Here is a 25,504-nt window from a genome sequence, read left to right on the forward strand (position 1 = left end):
CATGCATACCGATTGCTTCGCCCTGCTCGACGACGCCAGCACGCCCGGCGCCGCATCGCGCCTGTACACGGGCCTGGCGGCGGTCTTGCGGTGCGGCGAGGGGGAACAGTGGCCGGCCCTGCTCGAAGGGCTGCAAGCGGCCTTGCAACGCGGCCAGCACGCCGTCAGCGTGTGCGGCTACGAGCTGGGCGCGCACTTGCTGGGCATGCCGCCGCGCGCGGCAGATCCCGGCGCGGCGCCGCTGGCGCAGGTGCTGGTCTTCGAACATTGCACGCAGCTGTCGCAGGACGAGGTGCTGCAATGGCTGGCCGAACGTACGCCGGCGACGGAAGCACCGGCCGGCATCGCCGGCATCCGCGCCAATGTGGACCAGGCCGAATTCACGCGCGCATTGAACCGCATCCACGACTACATCGTGGCCGGCGACACCTATCAGGTCAACTACACGTATCGCTTGCGCTTTGACGCCTTCGGCTCGCCCCTGGCCCTGTATGCGCGGCTGCGCGCCCGTCAGCCCGTGCCATATGGCGCGCTGGTGATGCTGCCCGATGGCGGCGCCCTGCTGTCGCTGTCGCCGGAGCTGTTCGTGCGCCATGCACAGGGCGAGCTGACGGCGCGTCCCATGAAGGGCACGGCGCCGGCGGCCCCTGCGGATCAAGAGGAAGAAAACGCGCGCCGCGCCGCCACCCTGGCCAGCGACCCGAAAAATCGCGCGGAAAACCTGATGATCGTCGACCTGCTGCGCAACGACATCGGCCGCATCGCCGTCACCGGGTCCGTCAAGGTGCCGGCGTTGTTCGAAGTGACGCGCTACAGCAGCGTGCTGCAGATGACGTCCACCGTGCAGGCGCGCCTGCGCGGCGACGCCAGCCTGTTTGACATCTTCCAGGCCCTGTACCCATGCGGCTCAATCACGGGCGCGCCGAAACGCCGCACCATGGAGATCATCGCCGAACTCGAGCCGGCCCCGCGCGGCGTCTATACGGGCGCCATCGGCTGGTTCGATCCGCCGGCCGCCGGCGCCGCCCATGCCGTGGGCGACTTTTGCATGTCCGTGCCGATCCGCACCCTGGCCTTGCAGCCGGTTGGCCCTGGCGGCCTGCGGCGCGGCGAAATGGGCGTCGGCGCCGGCATCGTGCTCGACAGCGACCCGCACGAGGAATTTGCCGAATGCCAGCTCAAGGCCTGCTTCCTGACAGGGCTGAGCAACGACTTTGAACTGTTCGAAACCCTGCACGCCAGCCGCGCCGGCGGCTGCCGCCAGCAGGAGCGCCACCTGGCGCGCCTGGCAGCATCGGGCGCCTACTTCGGTTTTGCCTGGGATGCCGATGCCGCCCGCGCCGCGCTGCAGGCGGCCTGCGCCGCGCGCCCCGACGATGCGCCCTTCCGCCTGCGCCTGGCGCTGCGCCAGGATGGCCAGTTCAGCGTGCAAAGCGGCGCCCTGAGCACCTTGCCGGACACGGTCAAGGTCATGCTGGCGCCCGACGCCACCGTGGCGGACGACCTGTTCCTGCGCCACAAGAGCAGCGTGCGCGCGCGCTACGACGCGGCGTGGCGTGCGGCCGAGGCGCAAGGGGGCTTCGACATGCTGTTCTTTAATGACCGGGGCGAACTGACGGAGGGCGGGCGCAGCAATGTCTTCGTCCGGCTCGATGGCCGCTGGCACACGCCGCCCCTGTCCTGCGGCCTGCTGCCCGGCGTGCAACGCGCAGCCATGCTGGCCGATCCCTGCTGGAACGCGCAGGAAACCATCATCACGCGCCCCATGCTGGCGCGCGCCGAGGCGATTGTCGTCTGCAATGCGCTGCGCGGGGCGCTGCCGGCAAAACTGATTACTTGATGTCAACTTGCATCTCGTAGCCGCCGTAGATCATCCTCTTGCCATCGAACGGCAGCTTGGCCGGGTCCATCATCTCGGCCAGGCGCGGGTCTTTCATGACCTTGTCGTTGATTTCATCGCGCCTGGCGCGCGACTCATACACGATCCATGAAAACACCACCACTTCGCCATCCTGCAGGTCCACCGCCTGCGGGAACGAAGTCAGCTTGCCCGGCTTGACATCGTCACCCACGCACTCGCGAAATTCCAGCGCGCCATATTCGCGCCAGACGGCGCCGCAGGCGCGCGACATGGCCAGGTAGGCATCGAGCTTGGCTTTCGGTACGGGCACCACAAATCCATCGACATACGCCATGATGTTCTCCTTTGTTGTGACAAACGCGAACAACCAGCTTAGGACAATGATAGCAAGACGACAAGCACGGCATTAAAAAAAAAGCAGGCGTTCAAGCCTGCTTGGGTCCCGGCAACTTACATCGCCAGCGCTTTTTCCACCGCGCCAACGAGTTTCTTGTCGTCCGGCGTCACCTTGCTGGGGAAGCTCTCCACCACTTTGCCGTGGCGGTCGATCAGGTATTTGTGGAAATTCCAGGCCGGGGTCTTGCCCGTCTGCTTGATCAAGTCCACGTACAGGGGGTTCGGCGTGGGGCCGGACACCACCGATTTGGCGAACATGGGGAACTTCACGCCGTAGGTGTTGTAGCAGAAATCGGCGATTTCCTTGCTGTTGCCCGGCTCCTGCTTGCCGAAATCGTTCGACGGGAAGCCCAGCACCACCAGGCCCTTGCTGCCATACTTGGCATACAGCGCCTCGAGTCCTTCATACTGGTTGGTAAAACCGCAATAGCTGGCGGTATTCACTACCAGCACGACCTTGCCCGCATACTGGCACAGGTTTTGCGGCGCTTCATCCTGCAGGCGGTTGAAGGTCTGCTTAAGGATGGCTGGGCAGGCGGCCGGCGCGGCGGCAGCTGGCGCGGTGTCGGCGGCATGGGCCGGCATGGCCAGGCTGGCGCCGGCGGCTAGGGTGGTGAGCGCAAACAGCTGGGCAAGAGTCTTGGACATGAAGGGCACCATGGTTGAACGGAAAAAAACCATTCTATGTCAAACGCCACATGCGCGTACAAGACGCACAACAACAGCGATTGCTTGAGCGACATCAACGACCGTGCAGTACTTGCCCAGCGCACAGTTTTTTTACCTATGCTCGGCCTTCCTGCCCTTGCCTTGTGGAGTTGCCATGCCCTTCCCGCACCTGACCGCATTACCTACCGCCCTGCTGGCCGCCAGCCTGCTCCTCCTGGCGCCAGGCGGCGCGCACGCCGCCACGACGGCCAAAGCCGTCAAGCCCGCCGCGACCGGCGATGCTCCCGCCCTGCCCGGCTACCAGGCCGACCTGAGCCAGACCACGGTATCCGGCCTGTCCTCGGGCGCCTTCATGGCGGCGCAGTTTGCCGTCGCCTACTCGGCCACGGTGACCGGCGCCGGCATCATCGCGGGCGGCCCGTATTTCTGCTCGGGCCAGCCGGGCCGCTTCCCCTACATTCCCTACCTGACGAACGCGCTGACCACCTGCATGAATCCCGGCAGCGCGCAGGTGGCGCCGCCCGTCGCCAGCGAATTGCTGCGCGCGGCAAACGATTTTGCGCGCGAGCGTCTCATCGACGACACGGCCAACCTGAAACGCCAGCGCGTGTATCTGTTCAGCGGAACGAAAGACCAGACCGTGACGCGGCCGGTGGTGGAACAGGTGGGAAAATTCTATCAACTTGCGGGCACGCCGGCGGCGCAGATCCGCTTCGTCGACACGCTCGGCGCGGGCCACGCCATCCTGACCGACAGCAACGCCGACAAGCCTTGCGCCGTGACGGAGTCGCCCTTCATCAACGACTGCGACTACGTGCAGGCGCGCGACATCCTGCAGCACCTGTATCCGGGCCTGCAACCGTCATCGACCACCCTGACGGGCAAGCTGATCGCCTTCAACCAGCGCAGCTTCATCCAGAGCGCGTACTCCAGCATGAACAATACGGCCTACGCCTACATCCCGAAAGCCTGCGACAGCGAGAGCTGCCGCGTGCACGTGGTGTTCCACGGCTGCCTGCAAACGACGCAGGCCATCGGCGACCGTTTCTATACCAGCACCGGCTACAACCAGGTGGCGGACGCCAACAAGATCATCGTGCTGTATCCGCAGGCCGAGCCGAGCCCCGTCTACCCGTACAACCCGAAAGGCTGCTGGGATTTCTGGGGCTACACCAGCATCAATCCGATCGATCCGGATTTCTACCGCAAGAGCGGCACGCAGATGGAAGCGGTCAAGGGCATGCTCGACCGCCTCGCCGCGCGCCGTGGCGCACGCTAGGCAGCCTTAGATCCCGCCCATGCAGATGTATTTGATAACAAGATAGTCTTCGATGCCGTAGGTCGACCCTTCCCGGCCCAGGCCCGATTGCTTGACGCCGCCGAAGGGAGCGATCTCGTTCGAGATCAGGCCCGTGTTCACACCGACCATGCCCGTTTCCAGGCCTTCGGCCACTCTCCAGATGCGGCCGATGTCGCGCGAATAGAAGTAGGCCGCCAGACCGAATTCCGTGTTGTTGGCCAGGGCGATCACTTCATCGTCCGTCTTGAAGCGGAACAGGGGCGCCAGCGGGCCGAAGGTTTCTTCGGTGGCCACGCGCATGTCGTTCGTCACGTCGGCGATGATGGTCGGCTCGAAGAAGCCGTTGCCCAGCGCATGGCGCTTGCCGCCGGCCAGCAGGCGGCCGCCCTTGCCCAGCGCGTCGGCCACGTGCTCTTCCACCTTGGCGACGGCCTTGGCGTCGATCAGCGGGCCTTGCGTGACGCCCGCCTCGATGCCATTGCCCACCTTCAGCTTGGCCACGGCGGCCACCAGTTTCTCGGCGAACGCGTCATACACGCTGTCTTGCACATACAGGCGGTTGGCGCACACGCAGGTCTGGCCCGCGTTGCGGTATTTCGAGGCGATGGCGCCTTCCACTGCCGCGTCCAGGTCGGCGTCGTCGAAGACGATGAACGGCGCATTGCCGCCCAGTTCCAGCGACAGTTTCTTGATCGTCGGCGCGCATTGTTCGGCCAGCAAACGGCCCACTTGCGTGGAACCCGTAAACGTCAGCTTGCGCACGATGGGGTTCGACGTCATTTCACCGCCGATCTCTTTCGGCGCACCGGTGACGATGCTGAACACGCCGGCAGGCACGCCCGCGCGCTCGGCCAGCACGGCCAGCGCCAGCGCGGAAAACGGCGTCGCTTCGGCAGGTTTCAGGACCATCGGGCAGCCGGCGGCCAGGGCCGGGCCGACTTTGCGCGTGATCATGGCGGCAGGGAAGTTCCACGGCGTGATGGCGGCGCATACGCCGATCGGCTCCTTGGTCACCACCAGGCGGCGGTCCGGCCATGGCGACTGCAGGGTGTCGCCCGCCACGCGCTTGCCTTCTTCCGCGAACCACTCGATGAACGAGGCGCCGAACTGCACTTCGCCCTTCGCTTCCGGCAGGGGCTTGCCCTGCTCGGTGGTCATGATCAGCGCCAGGTCGTCGGCGTTTTCCAGGATCAGGTCATGCCAGCGACGCAGCACGGCCGCGCGCTCCTTGGCGGTCTTCTTGCGCCAGGCGGGCCAGGCGGCATTGGCCGCCTCGATGGCGCGGCGCGTCTCGGCTGCGCCCATCAGGGGCACCGTGCCGAGATGCTCGCCGGTGGCGGGATTGCTCACATTAATCGTCTGGCCGCCATCGGCGTCCATCCAGGCGCCATTCACGTAAGCCTGGTGACGCAACAAGGTAGGATCTTTCAACTGCAGCATATGCATCTCCGGTCTGATTTGAATTATGACGAGGGATACTATGCCACAGCGCGGCCGATTCCGCAGGCGATGCGCTGAACTACCCTACCCTCTACTCAACCTTGAAAGACGACAGTTTCGGGTCCGGCGCCGGATATGCGAGCTTCATGCCCTGCAGGGTTTCCAGCAGCAGGGAAGCGACCACCAGGTTGCGCTGCGTCTTGGAATTCGATGGCACCACGTACCACGGCGCATGATCGGCATCGGTCTCGCGGATCGCCGTTTCGTAGGCACGCTGGTAGCCGTCCCACTTCTTGCGCTGGGCGATATCGTTGGGATCGAACTTCCACTGGCGGTCGGGATCGTCGAGCCGCTCCTGCAGCCGTCCCCGTTGCTCATCCTTCGAGATATGCAGGAAGACTTTCAGGATGACGGTGCCCGTTTCGCTCAGCATGCGCTCGAAATCGCGGATCTGCGCGTAGCGGCGCTGGCATTCGGCCTTGTCGATCATGTCCTGCACGCGCGTGATCAGCACATCTTCATAATGGCTGCGGTTGAAGATGGCGATCTCGCCCTTCACCGGCACGTGCTGGTGCACGCGCCACAGGTAGTCGTGCGCCAGTTCGATATCGGTGGGGCCCTTGAACGCCACGGCGCGGATGCCCATCGGGTTGATGTCGCTGAAGATGGCCTTGACCGTGCCATCCTTGCCCGAGGTATCCATGCCCTGCAGGACCAGCAGCACCTTCTTTTTGTGCTGCGCATACAGCATGCTCTGGCACTCGGCGATCTGCGCCGTCAGCGCCACGGTTTCCTCGCGGTCCAGGGCCTTGCACTGGGCTGGCGTCAGTTTTTTATTGGCCGCCTTGGTGGCGGCGCCCAGCAGGCGCTTGCCGGCAAAGTCCTCGTCGAGGACGAAGTCCTTGCCGGCGCGAAATTGCGTGCGCGCCTTCATGCCGCCACCGCCAGCTTGCGGTGCTCGATTTTCGTGCAATGGTCCATCACCACGTCCAGGCCCGCCGCGCGCGCCAGCTGCGCCGCCTGCTCGTTGACGATGTCAAGCTGCAGCCACAGGCAGCCCGCCTTGACGGCGATGGCTTCCTCGGCGATGGGCAGGATATCCTCGGCCTTGCGGAAGCAGTCGACGATGTCGATGCGCGCCGGCGCGACGGCCGCCGCCGCCTCCGTCAAGGTGGCGTAAGCGCGCTGGCCCAGCACGTCGCGCCCGGCCAGGGCCGGATTGACGGGCAGGATGCGGTAGCCTTGGCGCAGCAGGTAGTCGGCCACTTCATGGCTGGCGCGTTCGGGCTTGTCGGACATGCCGACGATGGCGATGATGCGGCTGTCTTGCAGGATGCGGGCGATGTTGGACATATTCCGGTCTATGAGGCGTGCGACATTGCCCGCCTAGCGTAGCAGAATTATCCAGCGCCGGGAGCTAGCCAGAAGACTTAGCTGTACGCACGGCCGCCAGCTGCGCCACGAAAGCCTGCGCGCGCGCCGTCACGGCCGCGTAATCGCCCGTGGCGCCCGGGCCACTGAGGCTGCTGCCGATGCCTACCGCCACGGCGCCGCTGGCAAACCAGTCATGCAGGTTCTCCACCGTCACGCCGCCCGTCGGCATCAGCGGCGCTTGCGGCAAAGGCGCGCGCAGGGCCTTGATGTAGGCGGGGCCGAACATCTCGGCGGGGAAGACCTTGACGATGTCGGCGCCCGCCTGCAGGGCCGTGACGATCTCCGTCGGCGTCATCGCACCCGGCATGGACAGTACCTGGTAGCGCTGGCACAGCGCGATGGTCTCCACGTTCACGCCAGGCGAGATGATGAACTGGGCGCCGGCCAGGATGGCGGCGCGCGCCGTCTCCGTATCGAGCACCGTGCCCGCGCCCAGCAGCACGTCAGGACCGTGGCGTTCGCGCAGGGTGCGCAGCACGCCCAGGGTATCGGGCGTGGTGAACGCCACTTCCAGCGCCGTGATGCCGCCGGCGATGCACGCCTCGGCGATCTGCACGGCCGCCTGCGCCGAAGGGGCGCGCACGATGCCGACCATGCCCCGCTCGAGGATGCCATTGAAAACCATGTGCTTTTGCATCTGCTCTCTCCTGTCAGGCCGGCAGGGCGCCAAAGCGCACTTCCGGCAAACCGCGCACGCCCACCTGGCGCGCATGAAACAATCCGCCGGCCAGCGGTTCGCCCGCCAGCTGGGCCGGGGTCAAGCTTTCCTGCGCCGTGGTGACGAACAATTCGTCGTAGTGCGGACCGCCCAGGCTCACGCAGCTGGGCTGCGAGACGGGCAGGCCGATCTTGCGCTCGACGCTGCCGTCCGGCGCGAAGCGCAGAACGCTGCCGGCTCCCCACTGCGCGCTCCACAAGTGGTCATGCGCATCGATGGTGGCGCCATCGGCAGCGCCCGGCCCCGGATCGAGCACGGCAAACACGCGCACGCGGCTGGCGTCGCCCCCCAGGTAATCGTCCCAGCGGTAGATCGCCTTCTTCATCGAATCGCAAAAATACATGCCCGTGCCATCGACGCTGAAGCAGATGCTGTTCGAGATGGCGATCTGCGGCAACGGCAAGCGCTCCAGGCTCAGGTCCAGGTTGAGGCGGTAGAAGCTGCCGATCGCATCGCGGCACGGGCGCTCATCGAGCGTGCCGAAGACAAAGCGCCCCTGGCGGTCGCAGCGGCCGTCGTTCAGGCGCGTCATGGGCAAGTCGGCCTCCACCGTGTGCAGGGCCGTGACGGCCCCGCTGCGCGCGTCGAACCAGGCCAGGCGCGACGCCAGGCCCAGCAGCAGCACGTCGTCGCGGTCCGTCAGCGCGAAGCAGGCCAGGCGCTCGGGCATGTCCCAGCGCTGGCGCTCCCCCGTGGCCAGCACCAGCGCATGCAGCTGGCAGCCTTCGATATTCGTCCAGAAAACGCGGCCGCTGCGTTCGCACCAGCGCACGCCCTCGCCCAGGAAGTTCTGTGCATCGACCAGTAATTGGGCCTGTGTTCCCATCATTTTTTTCCTTTCTAGTGCGACTCGCGTGGCACGGCCGAACCCCGGCAGCCGACGAGGAAATCGAGATCCGCGCCTTCGTCGGCCTGCGTCACGTGCTTGATGTACATGGACTGGTAGCCGCCCTTCATGGCCGGCTCGGGGGCGCGCCATTCTTCGCGCCGGCGCGCCAGCTCGGCCTCGTCGACGTCCAGGTGCAAGCGCCGTCCCGCCACGTCCAGTTCGATCATGTCGCCATCGCGCACCAGCGCCAGCGGCCCGCCCACGGCCGCTTCCGGCGCCACGTGCAGCACCACCGTGCCGTAGGCCGTGCCGCTCATGCGCGCGTCCGAGATGCGCACCATGTCGCGCACGCCCTGCTCCAGCAGTTTTTTCGGCAATCCCATATTGCCCACTTCAGCCATGCCAGGATAGCCCTGCGGGCCGCAATTTTGCAGCACCATCACGCAGCTGGCGTCGATATCGAGCGCGGGATCGTCGACGCGCTTTTTATAGTGCTCGATGCTGTTGAAGACGACGGCGCGGCCGCGGTGCTGCATCAATTCCGGCGAGGCGGCCGATGGCTTGATGACGGCGCCGCGCGGGGCCAGGTTGCCATGCAGGACGGCGATGCCGCCCTCGTCCTTGAATGGCTGCGCCAGCGGCGTGATCACCTCGGGATTGAAGTTTTCCGCCTCGGCCACGTTGACGGCCATGCTGGCGCCCGTGACGGTGAGCGCCCCGCCATGCAATTTGCCCAGCAGGTCGCGGATGATCACGGGCAGGCCGCCCGCATAGTAAAAATCTTCCATCAGGTACTGGCCCGACGGCATCAGGTTCAACAGGCAGGGAATGTCGCGGCCCAGGCGGTCCCAGTCGCCCAGGCGCATGTCCACGCCGATGCGCCCGGCAATGGCCAGCAGGTGGATCACGGCATTGGTCGAGCCGCCGATGGCGCCGTTGACCATGATGGCGTTTTCAAACGCTTCGCGCGTGAGGATCTGCGACAGTTTCAAGTCTTCATGCACCATGTCGACGATGCGCCTGCCCGTCAGCTGCGCCTGCAGCTTGCGGCGCGCATCGACGGCGGGAATGGCCGCGTTGCCGGGCAAGGTCACGCCCAGCGCCTCGACCATGCTGGCCATGGTCGAAGCCGTGCCCATGGTCATGCAGTGGCCGGCGGAACGCGACATGCACGATTCGGCCTGCTTGAATTCGTTCGAGGTCATGCGCCCGGCGCGCACGTCTTCGGAAAACTTCCACACGTCCGTGCCCGAGCCGATCGGCTTGCCGCGGTAATTCCCGTTCAGCATGGGGCCGCCCGACAGCACGATGGTGGGCAAATCCACGCTGGCCGCGCCCATCAGCAGGGCCGGCGTGGTCTTGTCGCAGCCCGTCAGCAGCACCACGCCGTCGATGGGGTTGGCGCGTATCGATTCTTCCACATCCATGCTGGCCAGGTTACGGAACAGCATGGCCGTCGGGCGCAGATTCGTCTCGCCCAGCGACATCACGGGAAATTCGACGGGAAAGCCGCCCGCCTCGAGCACGCCGCGCTTGACCATCTCGGCCAGGTCGCGGAAATGGCCATTGCAGGGCGTCAGCTCGGACCAGGTATTGCAGATGCCGATGACGGGACGGCCATCGAAGGCGTCGCTGGGATAGCCCTGGTTCTTCATCCAGCTGCGGTGAATAAAACTGTCCTTGTCGTCGCCGCCAAACCACGCTTGCGAACGCAAGGGACGCTTGTTCTTGTTGCTGCTCATACTGTCTCCTGCGGGGAAATCAAGCCGCGCGCGGCGGCGATCAGCAGCGCACCGTGACCGGCCAGATGGTCTTGCTGCTGGTCGTCGACGATGATGCGCTTGCCATAAAAAAATCCGTGTTCCTCGATCAGCAGCCCGAGCGCCTGGCGCAGCATGGGCTTGCCGGTAATGACGAGCGGGGTATCGGGCCGCATCTGGATGGCGGTGCTGTTGCGCAGCGCCAGCAAGTCGCCGCTGAGGACGGCGCCCATCAGGAAATTGGCCCGCTCATTGCATTCGACGGCGCTGAACTGGCCCAGGGTGCGCACGCTGAAGCAGGCGCGCGCCAGTCCCGTTTTTTGCGCCGCGGCCGCGCCGGCCAGCAGCATTTTCGGCACCAGGGTCTGGGCAAAACCGCCATCGACCGATTGCTTGATCAGGGTGTGCTGCGTAATCGCCTGCAGCAATTCCCCAGCGATGGTGGTGCTGCAGCCGAGGATGCGGCGCTGCTCGTCGACGCTGATCAGTTTGGTATGCGAGCCGGGCATGATCAGGGTCGCCGCGCCGCGCAACTGCAGGCGTTCGAGCAGCGCGACGACTTCCGTCTCTTCGCCGCGCATCATGTCCATCGCCTCGACGTTATGAAGGCCGACGGCGCCATGCTGGTTGCGCACGCCGGGAATCAGCCACAGGGGCTGCGCCAGCACGTCGGGCAAGTCCACCGCCTGCATGCCTTGCGCCAGCTGGGCCAGGCCGGCGGGCGCCGGCAAATGCGGCACTTCCTGCACGCCCATGGGCGAACTGATCATGCCCGAAGCGAGCGCCAGGTCGACGGCGGACGGCGCGATGCCGGCGCTGGCCAGCACGCTGGCGATGGTGTCGCGCAGCGCCTGTTTCAGCGCGCCGTTATGGCCATCGATGGCGGTATTGCGCACGCCCGTTTCCAGCTGCGCCTGGGCGACGACGGCGCCGCCGCGCCACAGCAAGGTACGCGTATTGGTGGTGCCGGCATCGATGGTGAGTATGTTCATGGGCAAGTTGGCAGCGTCGGTAAGGACAAAAATAAATGAGGGAAAAACTACCTCATGGTAGAACTGCCCCGCATATCTGACCAATCACTTATTTGACATCATTGATACCGGTTCGGATATGTCAAACGCATCGATATCCTGCACGCCCAAACGATAGGCGAGTTGGAAGCGCCTCGGCTGTCCCGGCTGCGTTTGCACGCCCTGCGCCAGCAGGGAAAAACAGCGCGCATCGGAATACAGATGGCAGCTGTCCTGGGTGCTGGAGAAACGCAGGACCCGGCCGGAAGCGGGATCGGCAACCCGCGCCGCCTCGCGCAGCTGGCCGCTGCCCGTCCAGTAAAAGTCATGCCGGAATCCGGGCAAGTCCACGAGTGCGGGCCAGGCCAGGCGTGACGCGAGCGGCGCCGGCTGGCGGAAGTCGAACGCGCTGCCCGCCACGTCGAGCGGAGCGCTGCACGCGTGGCCGCCAGGCCAGTAGCGGTCCGCGGCCAGACGCAGCACATGGTCGCCCACGGCGGCACGGCTGCCCTGCAGATTGAAGCGGGGTGCGGCAAGCGCAAAACGGGAAACGCTATCGGCCGTGGCGGCGCAATCGAGGTGCAGGCTGCCATCGTCGTCGAGCCGGTAGGCCAGACGCACCGACAAGCCGTCTTGTGCCAGGTGCAGCAGCAAGTGGCCGTCATCCGGCGGGTCGTACCGCCAGCCCGTGGACGCATGCGCCACAGGGGGTGCCGCACCCAGCACGTCGGCCAGGCGGCCATAGCGGTCGGGTGCCCACCAGGCCCGCACGCTGGCGTCGTGCGCGTCGATGGCCACGCGCATGCCGCGCGCATTGCGCAGCAGATGCATCATGGCGCCTGCCCGGGAGCTGGCGGCGGCCGGCTGCGCTGCTGGAACTCGCGCGGCGTGCAGCCGAGTTCGCGCTTGAACACGGCGTGCATGTACTGCACCGTGGTAAAGCCGCAACGCACGGCCACCTCGGCCACCTGCCCCGGCCCGCGCGCCAGCAGGGTCTTGGCCGCATCGAGCTTGAAGTGCAGGATCTCGTCGTGCACGCTGCGCCCCAGCTCGTGGCGGAAGTGCGCTTCGAGCGAGGAACGCGACACGCCCACATAATCGGCCACCTGCTCCGTCTTGATGCCCTGGCAGGCGTACTGGCGGATGAAGTGGCGCGCCTGCATCACCTGCGGATGCTGGAAGGGCTGGTGGCGCGTGGACGCGAGCACGTTCAGGCCGGCCGGCGGCACCAGGATGCGCGTGCCGGACAGGCGCGCGCCGTTGAGCATCTGGTGCAGCAAATGCGCGGCCGTGCGGCCCATTTCCTCGGTGCCCTGGATCACGGAACTCAAGGGAATACGCGTAAGCATGCGCGCCAGCGGGTCGTTGTCGATGCCGATCAGCGCCACTTGCTCCGGCACGGCGATGCCCGCATGCATGCACGCTTGCAGCAGCTGGCGCGCGCGCGCGTCGCTGACAGCGATGATGCCGACGGGTTTTTCCAGGCTGTTGAGCCAGGCGATCTGCTGCTCCACCGCCTCGTCCCAAGACGGCGCGCTGGTGGCCACGCCCCGGTACACGTCGGCGCGCATGTGGTCGCGCTCCATCAGGGCGCAAAACGCCGTTTCCCGTTCCTGCGCCCAGCGGTTGACATCGGCCTCGGGCAGGCTGAAACAGGCAAAGCGCGTCAAGCCCGCTTCCACCAGATGTTCATGGGCCAGCTTGACGATCTTGAAATTATCGGTTGCCACGTAGGGGATGCCGGCCGGGTAATCCTCGGCGCGCGCATACGAACCGCCCACGGCCACCACGGGCAGGCGGCTGTGCGCCAGCGCTTCGCAGACGGCTGGATCGTCGAAATCGGCGATGATGCCGTCGCCCTGCCAGCGCTCGATGCCGGGCAGGCGGCAGCGGAAATCCTCTTCCAGGAACAGGTCCCACGACACGCGCGTCGTGTTCAGGTAAGCGGCGATGCCCGCGATGATGTCGCGGTCGTAGATTTTATTCCCGTTAAACAGCAGCGCGATCCGGTGCGCGGTCGGCATCTTCATGGTGTCTCCTCCCGTGCCAGATCGTTTCACGGCTATCTGCGTCCGGCTCGCGTGCTGACATCGACCCACACGGCGAGGGTGAGGATACTGCCTTTCACGATCATCTGCCAGTAGGTGTCCACGTCCAGCATGGACATGCCGTTATCGAGGCTGGCCATCACCAGCGCACCGATCAGGGCACCGTACACGGTGCCCGAGCCGCCGCGCATCGAGGTGCCGCCGATGAAGCAGGCGGCGATGGCATCGAGTTCGCTGAAGGTGCCGGCCGACGGCGAACCGGCCGCCAGGCGGCCCGTGTTGATCAGGCCAGCGAGCGCGCACATCAGGCCCATGATGCCGAAGATCCACAGCTTGACGGCTTTCACATTGATGCCGGACAGGCGCGTCGCTTCCATATTGCTGCCCACGGCGTAGATGCGCCGGCCGAACACGGTTTGGCTGGTGATGTAGCTGAACAGGCCCAACAGCGCCAGCAACAGCAGCACGGGCAGCGGGATGCCTTCGTAGCCGTTCAAGGTTTGCACGAAGGCATACAGCACGGCGCCGATGACGGCCAGGCGCAAGCCGTCGGCCCAGGGCGCCGTCTGCGGCAAGCCATGCTGCGCGCGGCTGGCGCGCGCGCGCCACGTCAGGAAGGCGGCCAGCAGGAACAGGCCGATGCCCAGCACGATGCCGGGCACCGCGGGCAGGTAGCCCTGCCCCAGGTAGACCATCGGCTCGGAGACGGGCGCGATCGTGATGCCGCCCGTGATGCCCAGCAACACGCCGCGGTACGCGAGCATGCCGCCCAGGCCGACGATGAAGGACGGAATACCGCGGTACGCCGTCAGGTAGCCGTTGAGCAGGCCAATCACCAGGCCGCAGCCCAGCACCGCCGCCAGGTTCAGCGCCAGCGGCCAGTGCTGCGTGACGTCCAGCACGGCGGCGATGCCGCCGAGCAGCCCCAGCAGGGAGCCGATCGACAGGTCGATCTCGCCGGCGATAATCACCAGCACCATGCCGCAGGCGAGGATGCCGGTGACGGACATCTGGCGCAGCAGGTTCGACAGGTTGCGCGGCGTGAGGAAGCTGCCTTCCGTCTTCCACGAAAAGAAGGCCCAGATCAGCGCCACGGCGATCAGCAGGGCCAGCATCTTGTATTGGGTGAACAGCTGTTTGATACTGTGTGGTTTCATGCTGCGGGTTCCTTGTTTGCGGTATTGGCGGCGGGCGCAGGGCGCTGGTCCAGCGCCGCCGCCAGCACGGTTTCCTGGCTCAGGCCATCGTTGATAAAGTCGCCGCGCAGGCGGCCTTCGCCCATCACCAGCACGCGGTCGGACACGCCCAGCACTTCGGCCAGTTCCGACGAGACCATGATGATGGCCACGCCCCGGTCCGCCAGCGCCAGCATCAGTTTGTAGATTTCATATTTGGCGCCCACGTCCACGCCGCGCGTGGGCTCGTCGAGAATCAGCACGCGCGGGCGCGTCAGCAGCATCTTGGCCAGCACGGCCTTTTGCTGGTTGCCGCCCGACAGGCTCGTGATGGGCAGCGACGGGCTGGCCGCCTTCAGTTCCAGCTGGGCGATCTCGCCGCGCACGGCGGTCAATTCCGCCTCGCCATCGATGCGCGTGGCGCGCGCGAATTCCTCCAGCACAGCCAGGGTGATGTTCTGTCCCACGTCGAGGTCGGGCACGATGCCGTGGTGCTTGCGGTCTTCCGGCACCATGGCCAGCCCCATGGCGATGGCCTTTTGCGGAGACGAAGTATCGATGCGGCGGCCATCGAGCCACACTTCGGCCTGGCACGGCCCCTGGTAGGCGCCGAACAGGGCCGAGACGAGCTCCGTGCGCCCCGCCCCCACCAGGCCGGCAATGCCGAGGATCTCGCCCTTGCGCAGGGTGAACGATACGTCGTCGACGCGCTTGCGCTGCGGGTTGTCGGGGTCGATGCACGTCACGTGGCGCGCCTCGAACAACACTTCGCCGATGGCCGCAGGCTGCGCACGGTGCGGATACAGCTGGCTCATTTCGCGGCCCACCATCTGCGCGATGATGCGCTCGACGTTCATCTGCGCCATCGGCGTAGTGGCGATATGCTTGCCGTCGCGGATGACGACGATGGTGTCGCAGATGGCCGCCACTTCATCGAGCTTGTGCGATATATAGATGCAGGTGACGCCTTTGGCCTTCAGCGCGCGCAGGATATCGAGCAGCACGGCGATTTCCGAGGCCGTCAGCGACGACGACGGCTCGTCGAGGATCAGCAGGCGCGCATTCTTGTTGAGCGCCTTGGCGATTTCCACCAGCTGCTGGTGGCCGCCGCCGTAATGCATCACGGGCTGCGCCACGTTCAGTTCGGGTATCTTCAATTCGCGCAGCAGCTCGTCGGCGCGCCGGTACATGGCCGCGTAATGCATGCGCCCGCCGGGCAGGGTGAGCTCGCGGCCCATGAAGATATTCTCGGCCACGGACAGCTGCGGCACCAGCATCAGTTCCTGGTGGATGATGATGATGCCCGCGTCTTCCGTGTCGCGGATCGATTGCGCGCGCAAGGGCTGGCCATCCCACAGGATCTCGCCGTCCCAGGTGCCGTGCGGGTACACGCCGGACAGCACCTTCATCAGGGTCGACTTGCCGGCGCCATTCTCGCCGCACAGGCCGATGCACTCGCCGGCCCGCACCTGCAGGTCGATGCCGTCAAGCGCGCGGACACCGCCAAACTGTTTGACGATGCCTTTCATTTCAAGCAGATAGTCGGACATGCTCACTCTCGTTGCGGATACGAAAAGAATGTCGGATTACGCTGCGCTAATCCGACCTACCGTTAAAATCGGGTAGGTCGGCTTGGCGCGCAGCGCGTAAGCCGACATCTAGCGGCGGATTAATTACCCAGCTGCGCCTTGGTATAGAAGCCGTCGTCGACGAGAATGTTCACATTCGCCTTGGTCAGCGGAGTCGGTTTGAGCAGCACCGTGCTGACCTTTTTCAGGCCGTTCTCATAGCTGGAGTTGTAGGCCGGCTTTTCATTACGTGCCAGTTGCACGGCCAGCTTGGCCGCTTCGGCAGCGATGGTTTTCAGGGGTTTGTAGACGGTCATCGACTGCGTGCCGGCGATGACGCGTTTCACCGCCGCCAGATCGGCGTCCTGGCCCGAGACCGGCACCTTGCCGGCCAGTTTTTGCGCGGCCAGGGCCTGGATGGCGCCGCCGGCCGTGCCGTCGTTCGAGGCGACGATGGCGTCGATCTTGTTGCCGTTGGCCGTCAGCGCGTTTTCCACGATGGACAGCGCTTCGGTGGCGCTCCAGTCCTTCACCCACTGCTGGCCGACGATCTTGATGTCGCCCTTGTCGATGAACGGTTTCAATACTTTCATTTGCCCTTCGCGCAGCATCTTGGCGTTGTTGTCGGTCGGCGAGCCGCCCAGCAGGTAGTAATTGCCCTTCGGCTGCAGCTTGGTCACGCCTTCGGCCTGCATCTCGCCCACTTTCTCGTTGTCGAACGAGATATACGCATCGATATCGGCATTCAGGATCAGGCGGTCATACGACAGCACCTTGATGCCGGCCTTTTTCGCTTCCTTGACAGTGTTGTTGAGCACCGTGGCGTTGAACGGCACGATCACCAGCACGTCCACGCCGCGCGAGATCAGGTTTTCGATCTGCGAAATCTGGCGCTGCTCGCTGGCGTCGGCCGATTGCACGAAGACCTTGGCGCCCTGCTTTTCGGCCGCGGCGATGAAGAAATCGCGGTCGCGCGTCCAGCGCTCGACGCGCAAATCGTCGATGGAAAAGCCGATCTTCGGGTTTTTCGCGTCGGCCAGGGCGGCGCTGCTGCTCAATGCCAGCATGGCGGTCATGATGGCTGCACTGATGATCTTGTTCATTGTGTGTCTCCTTGTGGATTTTATTAACAACGTTTTGAACTACGGGTGCTGCTGAAAAATGTGGTGCTTGTCGGGTTACGCGCGCAGCGCTAACCCGACCTACCCAGACCTGCCTGCTAATGGTTGTGGCGCGGCAGGGTCTGTCCCACGGCGCGGTATTTCAGCGCCAGCTCCATGCAGGCGCCCGTTTCCAGCTGGCCCACGCTGGCGCGGTAAATCTCCTGCCATGGCGTGGCGCTGTCGTTGACCGGCGGCGGCAATTCCTGGGCGCGGCGCGCCAGTTCAGCCGCATCGACCAGCATGTCGCACTGGCCCCCGTTCAGGTCCACGCGGATGATGTCGCCCGTGCGCAGCAGCGCCAGGCCGCCACCGACGGCGCTTTCCGGCGACGCGTTCAGGATCGAGGGGCTGTCCGAGGTACCGGACTGGCGCCCGTCGCCCAGTGTCGGCAGGTTCAAGATGCCGGCCTTGAGCAAGGCATCGGGCGGCTGCATGTTGACCACTTCGGCCGAACCGGGCCAGCCCACGGGACCCGCGCCGCGCATGACCAGCATGCAGCTGTCGTCGATGCCCAGCGCCGGGTCGTTGATGCGCGCGTGGTAATCGCTTGACCCGTCAAAGACGATGGCGCGCGCCTCGAACACGCCCTCGCTGCCGGGACGCGACAGGTAGCGCTCGCGGAAAGCGGGCGAAATCACGCTGGTCTTCATGATGGCAAAATCGAACAGGTTGCCCTGCAAGGCCATGAAGCCGGCCTTTTCCTTCAGCGGCGCGGCAAACGGGCGGATCATTTCGCGGTCCGTGCTTTCGCGCCCGGCCAGGTTGGCCGCCATCGTCTGGCCCGTGACGGTGGGGCGCTCGGCGTGCAGCAATCCCGCCTTGAGCAGTTCCCACATCACGGCGGGCACGCCGCCGGCGCGGTGGAAGCGTTCGCCCAGGTATTTGCCGGCCGGCTGCATGTTCAGCAGCAGCGGCACGTCGTAGCCGTGCGCCATCCAATCGCCCGAGTGCAGCTCCACGCCCGCATGGCGCGCCATGGCCATCAGGTGCGGCTGGGCGTTGGTCGAGCCGCCGATGGCCGCGTTGACGATGATGGCGTCCAGGAAGGCCTCGCGCGTGAGGATGCTCGACGGGCGCACGTCGTCATGCGCCATGCCGACGATGCGGCGCCCCGTTGCATAGGCGATCTGGCCCCGTTCGCGGTACGGCGCGGGGATGGCCGAGCAGCCCGTCAGCGACATGCCCAGCGCCTCGGCCAGCGCATTCATGGTCGATGCGGTGCCCATGGTGTTGCAGTGGCCCGCCGATGGCGCCGAGGCGGCGGCGATCTGCAGGAATTTGTCGTTGTCGATCACGCCGGCCGACAGCTGGCGGCGGCCCTTCCAGATGGCGGCGCCGGAACCGACCAGTTCGCCGTCCATCCAGCCGTCGAGCATGGGACCGCCCGACAGCACGATAGCGGGAATGTCCACCGTGGCGGCGGCCATCAATTGCGCCGGCGTGGTCTTGTCGCAACCGGTCGTCAGCACCACGGCGTCGATCGGGTAGCCATGCAGGATTTCCACCAGGCCCAGATAGGCCAGGTTACGGTCCAGCGCGGCCGTGGGACGGCGGCAGTTCTCGAAGATCGGGTGCAGCGGGAATTCCATCGGAATGCCGCCCGCGTCGCGGATGCCGTCGCGCACGCGCTGCGCCAGCTCCAGGTGGATGCGGTTGCAGGGGCTGATATCGCTGCCGCTTTGCGCGATGCCGATGATGGGCCGGCCCGAACGCAGCTCCTCGGCCGTGATCCCGTAATTCATGAAGCGCTCGAGGTACAGCGCCGTCATGTCGATATGGTCGGGATTGTCGAACCAGTCCTGCGAGCGGAAACGCCGCGCCTGGCGGTTGCCTTGGGTGCTCATGCGCCGTACCATCCCGCGTCGACATAGTATTCGCGTCCGGCGCACTTGGCCGCGTTGTCGGACGCGAGGAACAGCGCCAGCGCCGCCACGTCTTCCGGCTCCACGCGCAGCTGCAGGCATTGTCCCCGCAGGATCACGGCTTCCGCTTCCGGCGTATGCCACAGCCGCTCCTGGCGCGGCGTGCGCACGGCGCCGGGAATGATGCAGTTGACGCGGATGCCGTCGGCACCCAGGTCGCGCGCCAGGCCGCGCGTCAGGCCCTCGATGCCCGCCTTGGCCGTCATGTAGATCGACAGGTTCGCCTGCGCCAGGTGCCAGGATATCGAGCCCAGGTTGAGGATCACGCCGCTGCCCTTGGCGCGCATGGCCGGCGCCACTGCCTGGGCGCAGAAATACTGGTGGCGCAGGTTGACGGCCATGCGTTCGTCCCAGTAGGCGGGCGTGACGTCCTGCAACTGGTGGCGGTCGTCATTGGCCGCGTTGTTGACGAGGATATCCGTGGCGCCCGCGCTGTGCTCGATTTCGGCGAAGGTGGCGGCCAGGGCTTCCAGATCCGTCAGGTCGCAATAGCGGAAAACGGGCGGCTGCGGCAGGTGGGCCAGCTTTTCCTGCAGCGCCAGCGACGCTTCGCGGGCGATGTCGAGAAAGGTGACGTGGGCGCCCTGGCGCGCGAACGCCTCGACGATCGCCACGCCGATGCCGGTGCCGCCGCCTGTGATGACGACGCGCTGGCCTGCCAGGCTGGGGTAAGTTGCATGCTGCATGGTGTCTCTCTTTTTAAAAAAATCGGATCAAAGCAAGCCGCGTTGGGCCAGGTTCTGGTACAGCGCGCGCACGCCGAAGGTCCAGGGAGCAATCGCATCGCAGCGCTGCACTTCGTTGACGAGCGCGCCCAGCGCGGCGCTGGCTATCGTCACGCGGTCGCCCAGGTGGTGCGTAAAGCCGCCGCCCGACGCGCCACGGTCCTTCACGGGCGAGAACATGGTTCCCAGGAACAGCATGAAGCCGTCCGGATACTGGTGGTACTGGCCTGCCGTCTGGCGTACCAGGTCAAGCGGATCGCGGCTGATCTCGCGCATGAAGCTGGCGCCTTCGAGGACAAAGCCGTCGTCCGCGCCCTCGATCAGCAGCGACACTTCCGCCTGGCGCACGGTGTCGAGCGTGAAGTGCTCGTCGAACAGGCGGATAAAGGGGCCGATGGCGCACGAGCCGTTGTTGTCCTTGGCCTTGCCCAGCAAGAGGGCGCTGCGCCCTTCGATATCGCGCAGGTTGACGTCGTTGCCCAAGGTTGCTCCCAGTACCTCGCCGCGGCTGTTGACGGCCAGGACGATCTCGGGCTCGGGGTTGTTCCAGGCGGACGATGGCAGCAAGCCCACCTGCGCGCCGCAGCCCACCGACGACATCGGCTGCGCCTTGGTAAACACTTCCGCATCGGGGCCGATGCCCACTTCCATGTATTGCGACCAGGCGCCGCGCTGCTGCAGCTGCTGTTTCAGGCGCTGCGCCGCGTCCGAGCCAGGCTTCAATGCCGACAGGTCGCCGCCCAGGGTCGTTTGCAGCGCGGTGCGCAAGCTCGCCGCGCGTGCCGCGTCGCCGCCCGCCTGTTCCTCGATCACCCGTTCGAGCAGGCTGACGGCGAAGGTCACGCCGCAGGCCTTGACGGCCTGCAGGTCGCACGGCGCCAGCAGCAGCGGCGCGCCGGCCGGCGCGGCCAGCGCCTGCTCCAGCAGCGTTTGCACGGGGCCGAGCGCGATGCCTGGCGCATGGCGGGCGATGTCGAGCGCATCGCTGCGCTCGAACAGCTCGGCCACCGTCGCCACCGTCTGCGTGATGTCGACCACTTCGCCGCCGCGCACGGCGACGACGCAGGGGCCGTCACGCCAGATGCGGCCGATAAGTACGGCCTGCGCCAGGTCGGCGGGCAACAGGGAGGCGGGGGAAATCGGCTGCATGGCAAGCTTTCAAAAGGTCGTGACGGGATGGCGGGTCTTCAAGTCCGGACCGATTCTGCGCGCCGCCCTGTGTCGCCGCAATTACGAAAATCACCAAATTGAATGATGATTATTGGTATTGCAGCGCACCAAAAAAAGCCGCCGCCCGGTCCCCGTTTCCGCCCTGCGCGCAGGCGGAAAGGCGCGCCATGGCGCATTGCATCAATTGACCCATCAATATCGTTTTGGATATCGACAATGCGAAAAAAGTGATTGGTGAGGGATGGATGGACAAACTAGTATCAGCCGTGGCCTGCAATCGGCCATTCGCACGGAGCCCGCCCGCTGGACGACGGCCCTGGCACATTCAACTATCGAAGACGGTGGAGACCTGAAAATGAAAACAACAATGAAAATGCTGACCGCGAGCCTGGCGCTGGCCATCTCCGGCATGGCGGCAATGCCCGTGGCAAGCGCCGCCGACAAGGGCGCGATCGGCATCTCGATGCCAACCAAATCGTCCATGCGCTGGATCGCCGACGGCGACAACATGGTCAAGGTATTCAAGGAGCGCGGCTACAAGACGGACCTGCAGTTCGCCGACGACGATATCCCGAACCAGCTGGCGCAGGTGGAAAACATGATCACCAAGGGCGCCAAGGTGCTGGTGATCGCCGCCATCGACGGCACCACCCTGTCGAACGTGCTGCAAAAAGCGGCAGACAAGGGCATCAAGGTCATCTCGTATGACCGTTTGATCCGCGGCACGAAAAACATCGATTACTACGCCACCTTCGACAACTTCCAGGTCGGCGTGCTGCAGGCGGGCTATATCGAATCGGCGCTGAAACTCAAGGAAGGCAAGGGCCCGTTCAATATCGAACTGTTCGGCGGCTCGGCCGACGACAATAACGCGCACTTCTTCTACAACGGCGCGCTGTCGGTCCTGAAACCGTACATCGACAGCGGCAAGCTGGTGGTGCGCTCGAAGCAGATGGGCATGGAAAAGGTCGCCACTCTGCGCTGGGACGGCGCCGTGGCGCAGGCGCGCATGGACAACCTGCTCAGCGCCTACTACGGCAATGCGCGTGTGGACGCCGTGCTGTCGCCGTATGACGGCTTGAGCATCGGCATCCTGTCGTCGCTCAAGGGCGTCGGCTACGGCACGCCGAAGCAGCCGTTTCCCGTCGTGACGGGCCAGGATGCGGAAATCCCGTCGGTGAAATCGATCATCCGCGGCGAACAGGCATCGACCGTGTTCAAGGACACGCGCGAGCTGGCCAAGGTCACGGCGAACATGGTCGACGCGATGATGAGCGGCAAGACGCCGGCCGTCAACGATACCAAGACCTATAACAACGGCGTGAAGGTCGTGCCATCCTACCTGTTGAAACCGGTCACCGTTGACAAGGCGAACTGGAAGCAGGTGCTCGTCACCGGCAGCGGCTACTACACGGAAGCGCAAGTGAAATAAGCATCGATGGTACTGAAGGCCCGGCGCTGCCGGGCCTTTCGCTTCATGCACTATCCAGAACAAGACTGCCGCACGACCGATGCCCACCAGCGCGGCCGTGCCAGAGAGGTTATATGACGAACACTATCCTGGAAATGCGCGGGATACGCAAAACATTCCCGGGCGTCGTTGCGCTCGACAATGTCAACCTGCGGGTACGCAGCGGCGAGATCCACGCCATCGTCGGCGAAAACGGCGCCGGCAAATCGACCCTGATGAAAGTGCTCAGTGGCGTCTACGGCCATGGCAGCTATACGGGCGACATCGATTACCTGGGCCAGACGCGGCACTTCCGCGGCATCAAGGACAGCGAAGAAATCGGCATCATCATCATCCACCAGGAACTGGCGCTGGTGCCGCAGCTGTCGATCGCCGAGAATATCTTCCTCGGCAACGAACCGGCCCATATGGGCGTCATCGACTGGGAATACGCGCAAAGCAAAACGCGCGAACTGCTGCACAAAGTCGGCCTGAAGGAATCCCCGGACACGCTGATCACCAACCTGGGCGTGGGCAAGCAGCAGCTGATCGAAATCGCCAAGGCGCTGTGCAAGGACGTCAAGCTGCTGATCCTCGACGAACCGACGGCCAGCCTGAACGAAAGCGACAGCGCGGCCCTGCTCGACCTGCTGCTGGACCTGAAAGCGCAGGGCATCGCCTCGATCCTGATTTCGCACAAGCTCAATGAAATTTCACGGGTCGCCGATGCCATCACGGTGCTGCGCGACGGGAACACGGTCGACAGTTTCGACTGCCGCGCGGAGCCCGTCAGCGAAGACCGCATCATCGAAAAAATGGTCGGGCGCGAAATGGCCGACCGTTATCCGCCGCGCACGCCCACCATCGGCGAGACCATTTTCGAAGTGCGCGACTGGCGCGTCTTCCATCCCGAGCATGCCGACCGCCCCGTCATCAAGGGCATCAACATGCACGCGAAAAAGGGCGAAATCATCGGCATCGCCGGCTTGATGGGCTCCGGACGCACGGAACTGGCGATGAGCCTTTTCGGCCGCGCCTACGGCCAGCGCATCAGCGGCACGGTGCTCAAGCATGGCCAGGAGATCGACGTCAGCACCATCGGCAAGGCCATCGCCCATGGCCTCGCGTATGTCACGGAAGACCGCAAGGGCCTGGGCCTGATCCTCGAGGAAGACATCCAGAAAAATACCAGCCTGGCCAACCTGGACGCGATTTCAAAGCACATGGTGATCGACGAGCAGCGTGAATTCGGCGTGGCCGAGGAATTCCGCCGCAAGCTCAAGACCCGTTGCTCGAGCGTGGCGCAGAAGGTGGTCAATCTGTCCGGCGGCAACCAGCAGAAAGTGGTGCTGGCGAAATGGCTGTTTTCGCGCCCCGACGTGCTGATCCTCGATGAACCGAGCCGCGGCATCGACGTGGGCGCCAAGTACGAGATTTACAGCATCATCAGCGACCTGGCCGCCGAAGGCAAATGCATCATCATGATTTCCTCGGAAATGCCGGAATTGCTGGGCATGTGCGACCGGATCTATGTCATGAACGAAGGCCGCTTCGCGGCAGAACTGAGCGCGGCAGAAGCATCGCAGGAGCGCATCATGCGCGCGATCGTTACACACGGAGAAAACAATGGATAACAAAATGACAGCGGGAGCGGCCGCAGGCGCGCCCGCAACGCCAGCGGCCGCGCCGCAAGCGAAAAGCTATGCCGGCTTCTTGAAGAACAATATGCGCGACTACGGCATGCTGCTCTCCCTGATCGTCATCATGGGCTTTTTCCAGTACATGACGAACGGCACCCTGATGGAGCCGCTGAACCTGACCAACCTGGTGCTGCAGAACAGCTACATCGTCATCATGGCGCTGGGCATGCTGATGGTCATCGTGGCCGGCCATATCGACTTGTCCGTCGGCTCAGTGGTCGGCTTTGTCGGCGCACTGGCGGCCGTCCTGATCGTCAACTACGAAATGAACTTTGTCGCCGCCAGCATCCTCTGCCTGCTGGCCGGCGCCGTCATCGGCGGCGCGCAAGGCTATTTCGTCGCCTTCTTTAAAATCCCGTCCTTCATCGTCACCCTGGCCGGCATGCTGGTGTTCAAGGGCCTGACCCTGGCGCTGCTGGCAGGCCAGTCGGTCGGCCCCTTCCCGGAAGGCTTCCAGATGCTCAGCTCGGGCTTTTTGCCCGACCCGTTCGGCGGCGACAACCTGCGCGGCCTGTCGCTGCTGCTGGGCGTGATCGCCGCCGCGGCGCTGATCGTCACCTCGCTGCGCAGCCGCGCCAAGCAACTGAAACACGGCATGGAAAACGAGCCGCGCGCCTTCTTCCTGCTGAAAAACGCCATTTTCGCCGCCGTGATGGTGTATTTCAGCTACCTGCTGGCGTCCTACCGCGGCTTTCCCAACGTGCTGGCCGTGATGTCGCTGCTCATCGTCGCCTACACCTTCATCACCAACCGCACCGTGCTGGGCCGACGCGTGTATGCCGTGGGCGGCAACGAGAAGGCGGCGCGCCTGTCCGGTATCAAGACGGAGCGCGTCAGCTTCTACACCTTCGTCAACATGGGCATGCTGGCCGCGCTGGCCGGCCTGATCTTCGCGGCGCGCCTGAACACGGCCACGCCGAAAGCAGGCACGGGTTTCGAGCTGGACGTGATCGCCGCCTGCTTCATCGGCGGCGCCTCGGCCTCGGGCGGCGTGGGCAAGGTGATGGGGGCCGTCATCGGCGCCTTCATCATGGGCGTGATGAACAACGGCATGTCCATCATGGGCATCGGCATCGACTACCAGCAGGTGATCAAGGGCCTGGTGCTGCTGGCGGCCGTGTTCATCGACGTGATTAATAAAAATAAATGAGAAGAACAAGGAAGCA

The 25,504-nt window shown here is 65.0% G+C and carries 22 protein-coding genes; 5 read left to right on the forward strand and 17 right to left on the reverse strand.

Annotation, left to right across the window (positions count from 1 at the left end):
- Nucleotide 1: 1 nt before the first annotated feature.
- Nucleotides 2-1,840, forward strand: coding sequence for an aminodeoxychorismate synthase component I (gene pabB / locus CBW66_RS05940; RefSeq protein WP_086137300.1), 1,839 nt, complete (start codon nt 2-4; stop codon nt 1,838-1,840).
- Here the strand turns inward: pabB and CBW66_RS05945 are convergent.
- On the reverse strand, nt 1,833-2,195 hold the full coding sequence (locus CBW66_RS05945; protein WP_086137301.1) for a DUF1428 domain-containing protein: 363 nt from the start codon (nt 2,193-2,195) through the stop codon (nt 1,833-1,835). The two genes, pabB and CBW66_RS05945, sit on opposite strands and share 8 nt — an antisense overlap.
- Nucleotides 2,196-2,311: 116 nt before the next feature.
- Nucleotides 2,312-2,905 (reverse strand): glutathione peroxidase, encoded by a 594-nt coding sequence (locus CBW66_RS05950; protein ID WP_086137428.1) that lies wholly within the window; start codon nt 2,903-2,905, stop codon nt 2,312-2,314.
- Between the two features lie 175 nt (nt 2,906-3,080).
- Here CBW66_RS05950 and CBW66_RS05955 point away from each other — a divergent pair, with 175 nt between their 5' ends.
- Nucleotides 3,081-4,205, forward strand: a complete 1,125-nt coding sequence (locus tag CBW66_RS05955) for a poly(3-hydroxybutyrate) depolymerase (RefSeq protein WP_086137302.1) — start codon at nt 3,081-3,083, stop codon at nt 4,203-4,205.
- A gap of 6 nt (nt 4,206-4,211) precedes the next feature.
- Here the strand turns inward: CBW66_RS05955 and gabD are convergent, their stop codons facing one another.
- From gabD to CBW66_RS06030, 15 genes are all read right to left on the reverse strand, one after another.
- Nucleotides 4,212-5,666 carry an NADP-dependent succinate-semialdehyde dehydrogenase gene (gene gabD, locus CBW66_RS05960; RefSeq protein ID WP_086137429.1) on the reverse strand — a complete coding sequence of 485 codons (1,455 nt, stop codon included), beginning with the start codon at nt 5,664-5,666 and terminating at the stop codon, nt 4,212-4,214.
- 91 nt (nt 5,667-5,757) lie between these two features.
- A complete protein-coding gene (locus tag CBW66_RS05965; protein WP_086137303.1) occupies nt 5,758-6,600 on the reverse strand; it encodes a PPK2 family polyphosphate kinase in 843 nt (280 codons plus the stop codon).
- Nucleotides 6,597-7,019 carry a CoA-binding protein gene (locus CBW66_RS05970; RefSeq protein ID WP_086137304.1) on the reverse strand — a complete coding sequence of 141 codons (423 nt, stop codon included), beginning with the start codon at nt 7,017-7,019 and terminating at the stop codon, nt 6,597-6,599. The genes CBW66_RS05965 and CBW66_RS05970 overlap by 4 nt, the downstream gene beginning before the upstream one ends.
- A gap of 64 nt (nt 7,020-7,083) precedes the next feature.
- Nucleotides 7,084-7,737, reverse strand: coding sequence for a bifunctional 2-keto-4-hydroxyglutarate aldolase/2-keto-3-deoxy-6-phosphogluconate aldolase (locus CBW66_RS05975; RefSeq protein WP_086137305.1), 654 nt, complete (start codon nt 7,735-7,737; stop codon nt 7,084-7,086).
- Nucleotides 7,738-7,750: 13 nt separating this feature from the next.
- Nucleotides 7,751-8,644 carry an SMP-30/gluconolactonase/LRE family protein gene (locus CBW66_RS05980; RefSeq protein ID WP_086137430.1) on the reverse strand — a complete coding sequence of 298 codons (894 nt, stop codon included), beginning with the start codon at nt 8,642-8,644 and terminating at the stop codon, nt 7,751-7,753.
- A gap of 14 nt (nt 8,645-8,658) precedes the next feature.
- Nucleotides 8,659-10,389, reverse strand: a complete 1,731-nt coding sequence (araD, locus tag CBW66_RS05985) for an L-arabinonate dehydratase (protein ID WP_086137306.1) — start codon at nt 10,387-10,389, stop codon at nt 8,659-8,661.
- Nucleotides 10,386-11,399, reverse strand: coding sequence for a 2-dehydro-3-deoxygalactonokinase (locus CBW66_RS05990; protein WP_086137307.1), 1,014 nt, complete (start codon nt 11,397-11,399; stop codon nt 10,386-10,388). Before CBW66_RS05990 ends, araD begins: the two co-directional genes overlap by 4 nt.
- 84 nt (nt 11,400-11,483) lie before the next feature.
- Nucleotides 11,484-12,251, reverse strand: coding sequence for a hypothetical protein (locus tag CBW66_RS05995; RefSeq protein ID WP_086137308.1), 768 nt, complete (start codon nt 12,249-12,251; stop codon nt 11,484-11,486).
- Nucleotides 12,248-13,447: a DNA-binding transcriptional regulator gene (locus CBW66_RS06000; RefSeq protein WP_086137309.1), complete on the reverse strand. Its 1,200-nt coding sequence runs from the start codon at nt 13,445-13,447 to the stop codon at nt 12,248-12,250. The genes CBW66_RS05995 and CBW66_RS06000 overlap by 4 nt, the downstream gene beginning before the upstream one ends.
- Nucleotides 13,448-13,479: 32 nt before the next feature.
- Nucleotides 13,480-14,622 (reverse strand): sugar ABC transporter permease, encoded by a 1,143-nt coding sequence (locus tag CBW66_RS06005; RefSeq protein ID WP_086137310.1) that lies wholly within the window; start codon nt 14,620-14,622, stop codon nt 13,480-13,482.
- On the reverse strand, nt 14,619-16,190 hold the full coding sequence (gene xylG / locus CBW66_RS06010; protein ID WP_086137311.1) for a D-xylose ABC transporter ATP-binding protein: 1,572 nt from the start codon (nt 16,188-16,190) through the stop codon (nt 14,619-14,621). The genes CBW66_RS06005 and xylG overlap by 4 nt, the downstream gene beginning before the upstream one ends.
- 119 nt (nt 16,191-16,309) lie before the next feature.
- The gene (gene xylF / locus CBW66_RS06015) at nt 16,310-17,311 is read right to left on the reverse strand and encodes a D-xylose ABC transporter substrate-binding protein (protein WP_205701115.1); all 1,002 of its coding nucleotides are present in this window, start codon (nt 17,309-17,311) and stop codon (nt 16,310-16,312) included.
- A 116-nt stretch (nt 17,312-17,427) separates the two neighbouring features.
- The gene (locus tag CBW66_RS06020) at nt 17,428-19,215 is read right to left on the reverse strand and encodes an IlvD/Edd family dehydratase (RefSeq protein ID WP_086137312.1); all 1,788 of its coding nucleotides are present in this window, start codon (nt 19,213-19,215) and stop codon (nt 17,428-17,430) included.
- Nucleotides 19,212-19,979 (reverse strand): SDR family NAD(P)-dependent oxidoreductase, encoded by a 768-nt coding sequence (locus CBW66_RS06025; RefSeq protein WP_086137313.1) that lies wholly within the window; start codon nt 19,977-19,979, stop codon nt 19,212-19,214. The genes CBW66_RS06020 and CBW66_RS06025 overlap by 4 nt, the downstream gene beginning before the upstream one ends.
- 27 nt (nt 19,980-20,006) lie before the next feature.
- Nucleotides 20,007-21,167: a fumarylacetoacetate hydrolase family protein gene (locus CBW66_RS06030; protein WP_086137314.1), complete on the reverse strand. Its 1,161-nt coding sequence runs from the start codon at nt 21,165-21,167 to the stop codon at nt 20,007-20,009.
- A 430-nt stretch (nt 21,168-21,597) separates the two neighbouring features.
- On the opposite strand from CBW66_RS06030, the gene chvE reads away from it, so the two are divergent.
- From chvE to mmsB, 3 genes are all read left to right on the forward strand, one after another.
- A complete protein-coding gene (gene chvE / locus CBW66_RS06035; protein WP_276206264.1) occupies nt 21,598-22,620 on the forward strand; it encodes a multiple monosaccharide ABC transporter substrate-binding protein in 1,023 nt (340 codons plus the stop codon).
- 113 nt (nt 22,621-22,733) lie between these two features.
- Nucleotides 22,734-24,272: a multiple monosaccharide ABC transporter ATP-binding protein gene (gene mmsA / locus CBW66_RS06040; RefSeq protein ID WP_086137316.1), complete on the forward strand. Its 1,539-nt coding sequence runs from the start codon at nt 22,734-22,736 to the stop codon at nt 24,270-24,272.
- On the forward strand, nt 24,265-25,488 hold the full coding sequence (mmsB, locus tag CBW66_RS06045; RefSeq protein ID WP_170932843.1) for a multiple monosaccharide ABC transporter permease: 1,224 nt from the start codon (nt 24,265-24,267) through the stop codon (nt 25,486-25,488). Before mmsA ends, mmsB begins: the two co-directional genes overlap by 8 nt.
- The last annotated feature ends 16 nt before the right edge of the window (nt 25,489-25,504 follow it).

Origin of the sequence: Janthinobacterium sp. GW456P, assembly GCF_002127655.1 — a bacterium.
GTDB lineage: Bacteria > Pseudomonadota > Gammaproteobacteria > Burkholderiales > Burkholderiaceae_D > Janthinobacterium.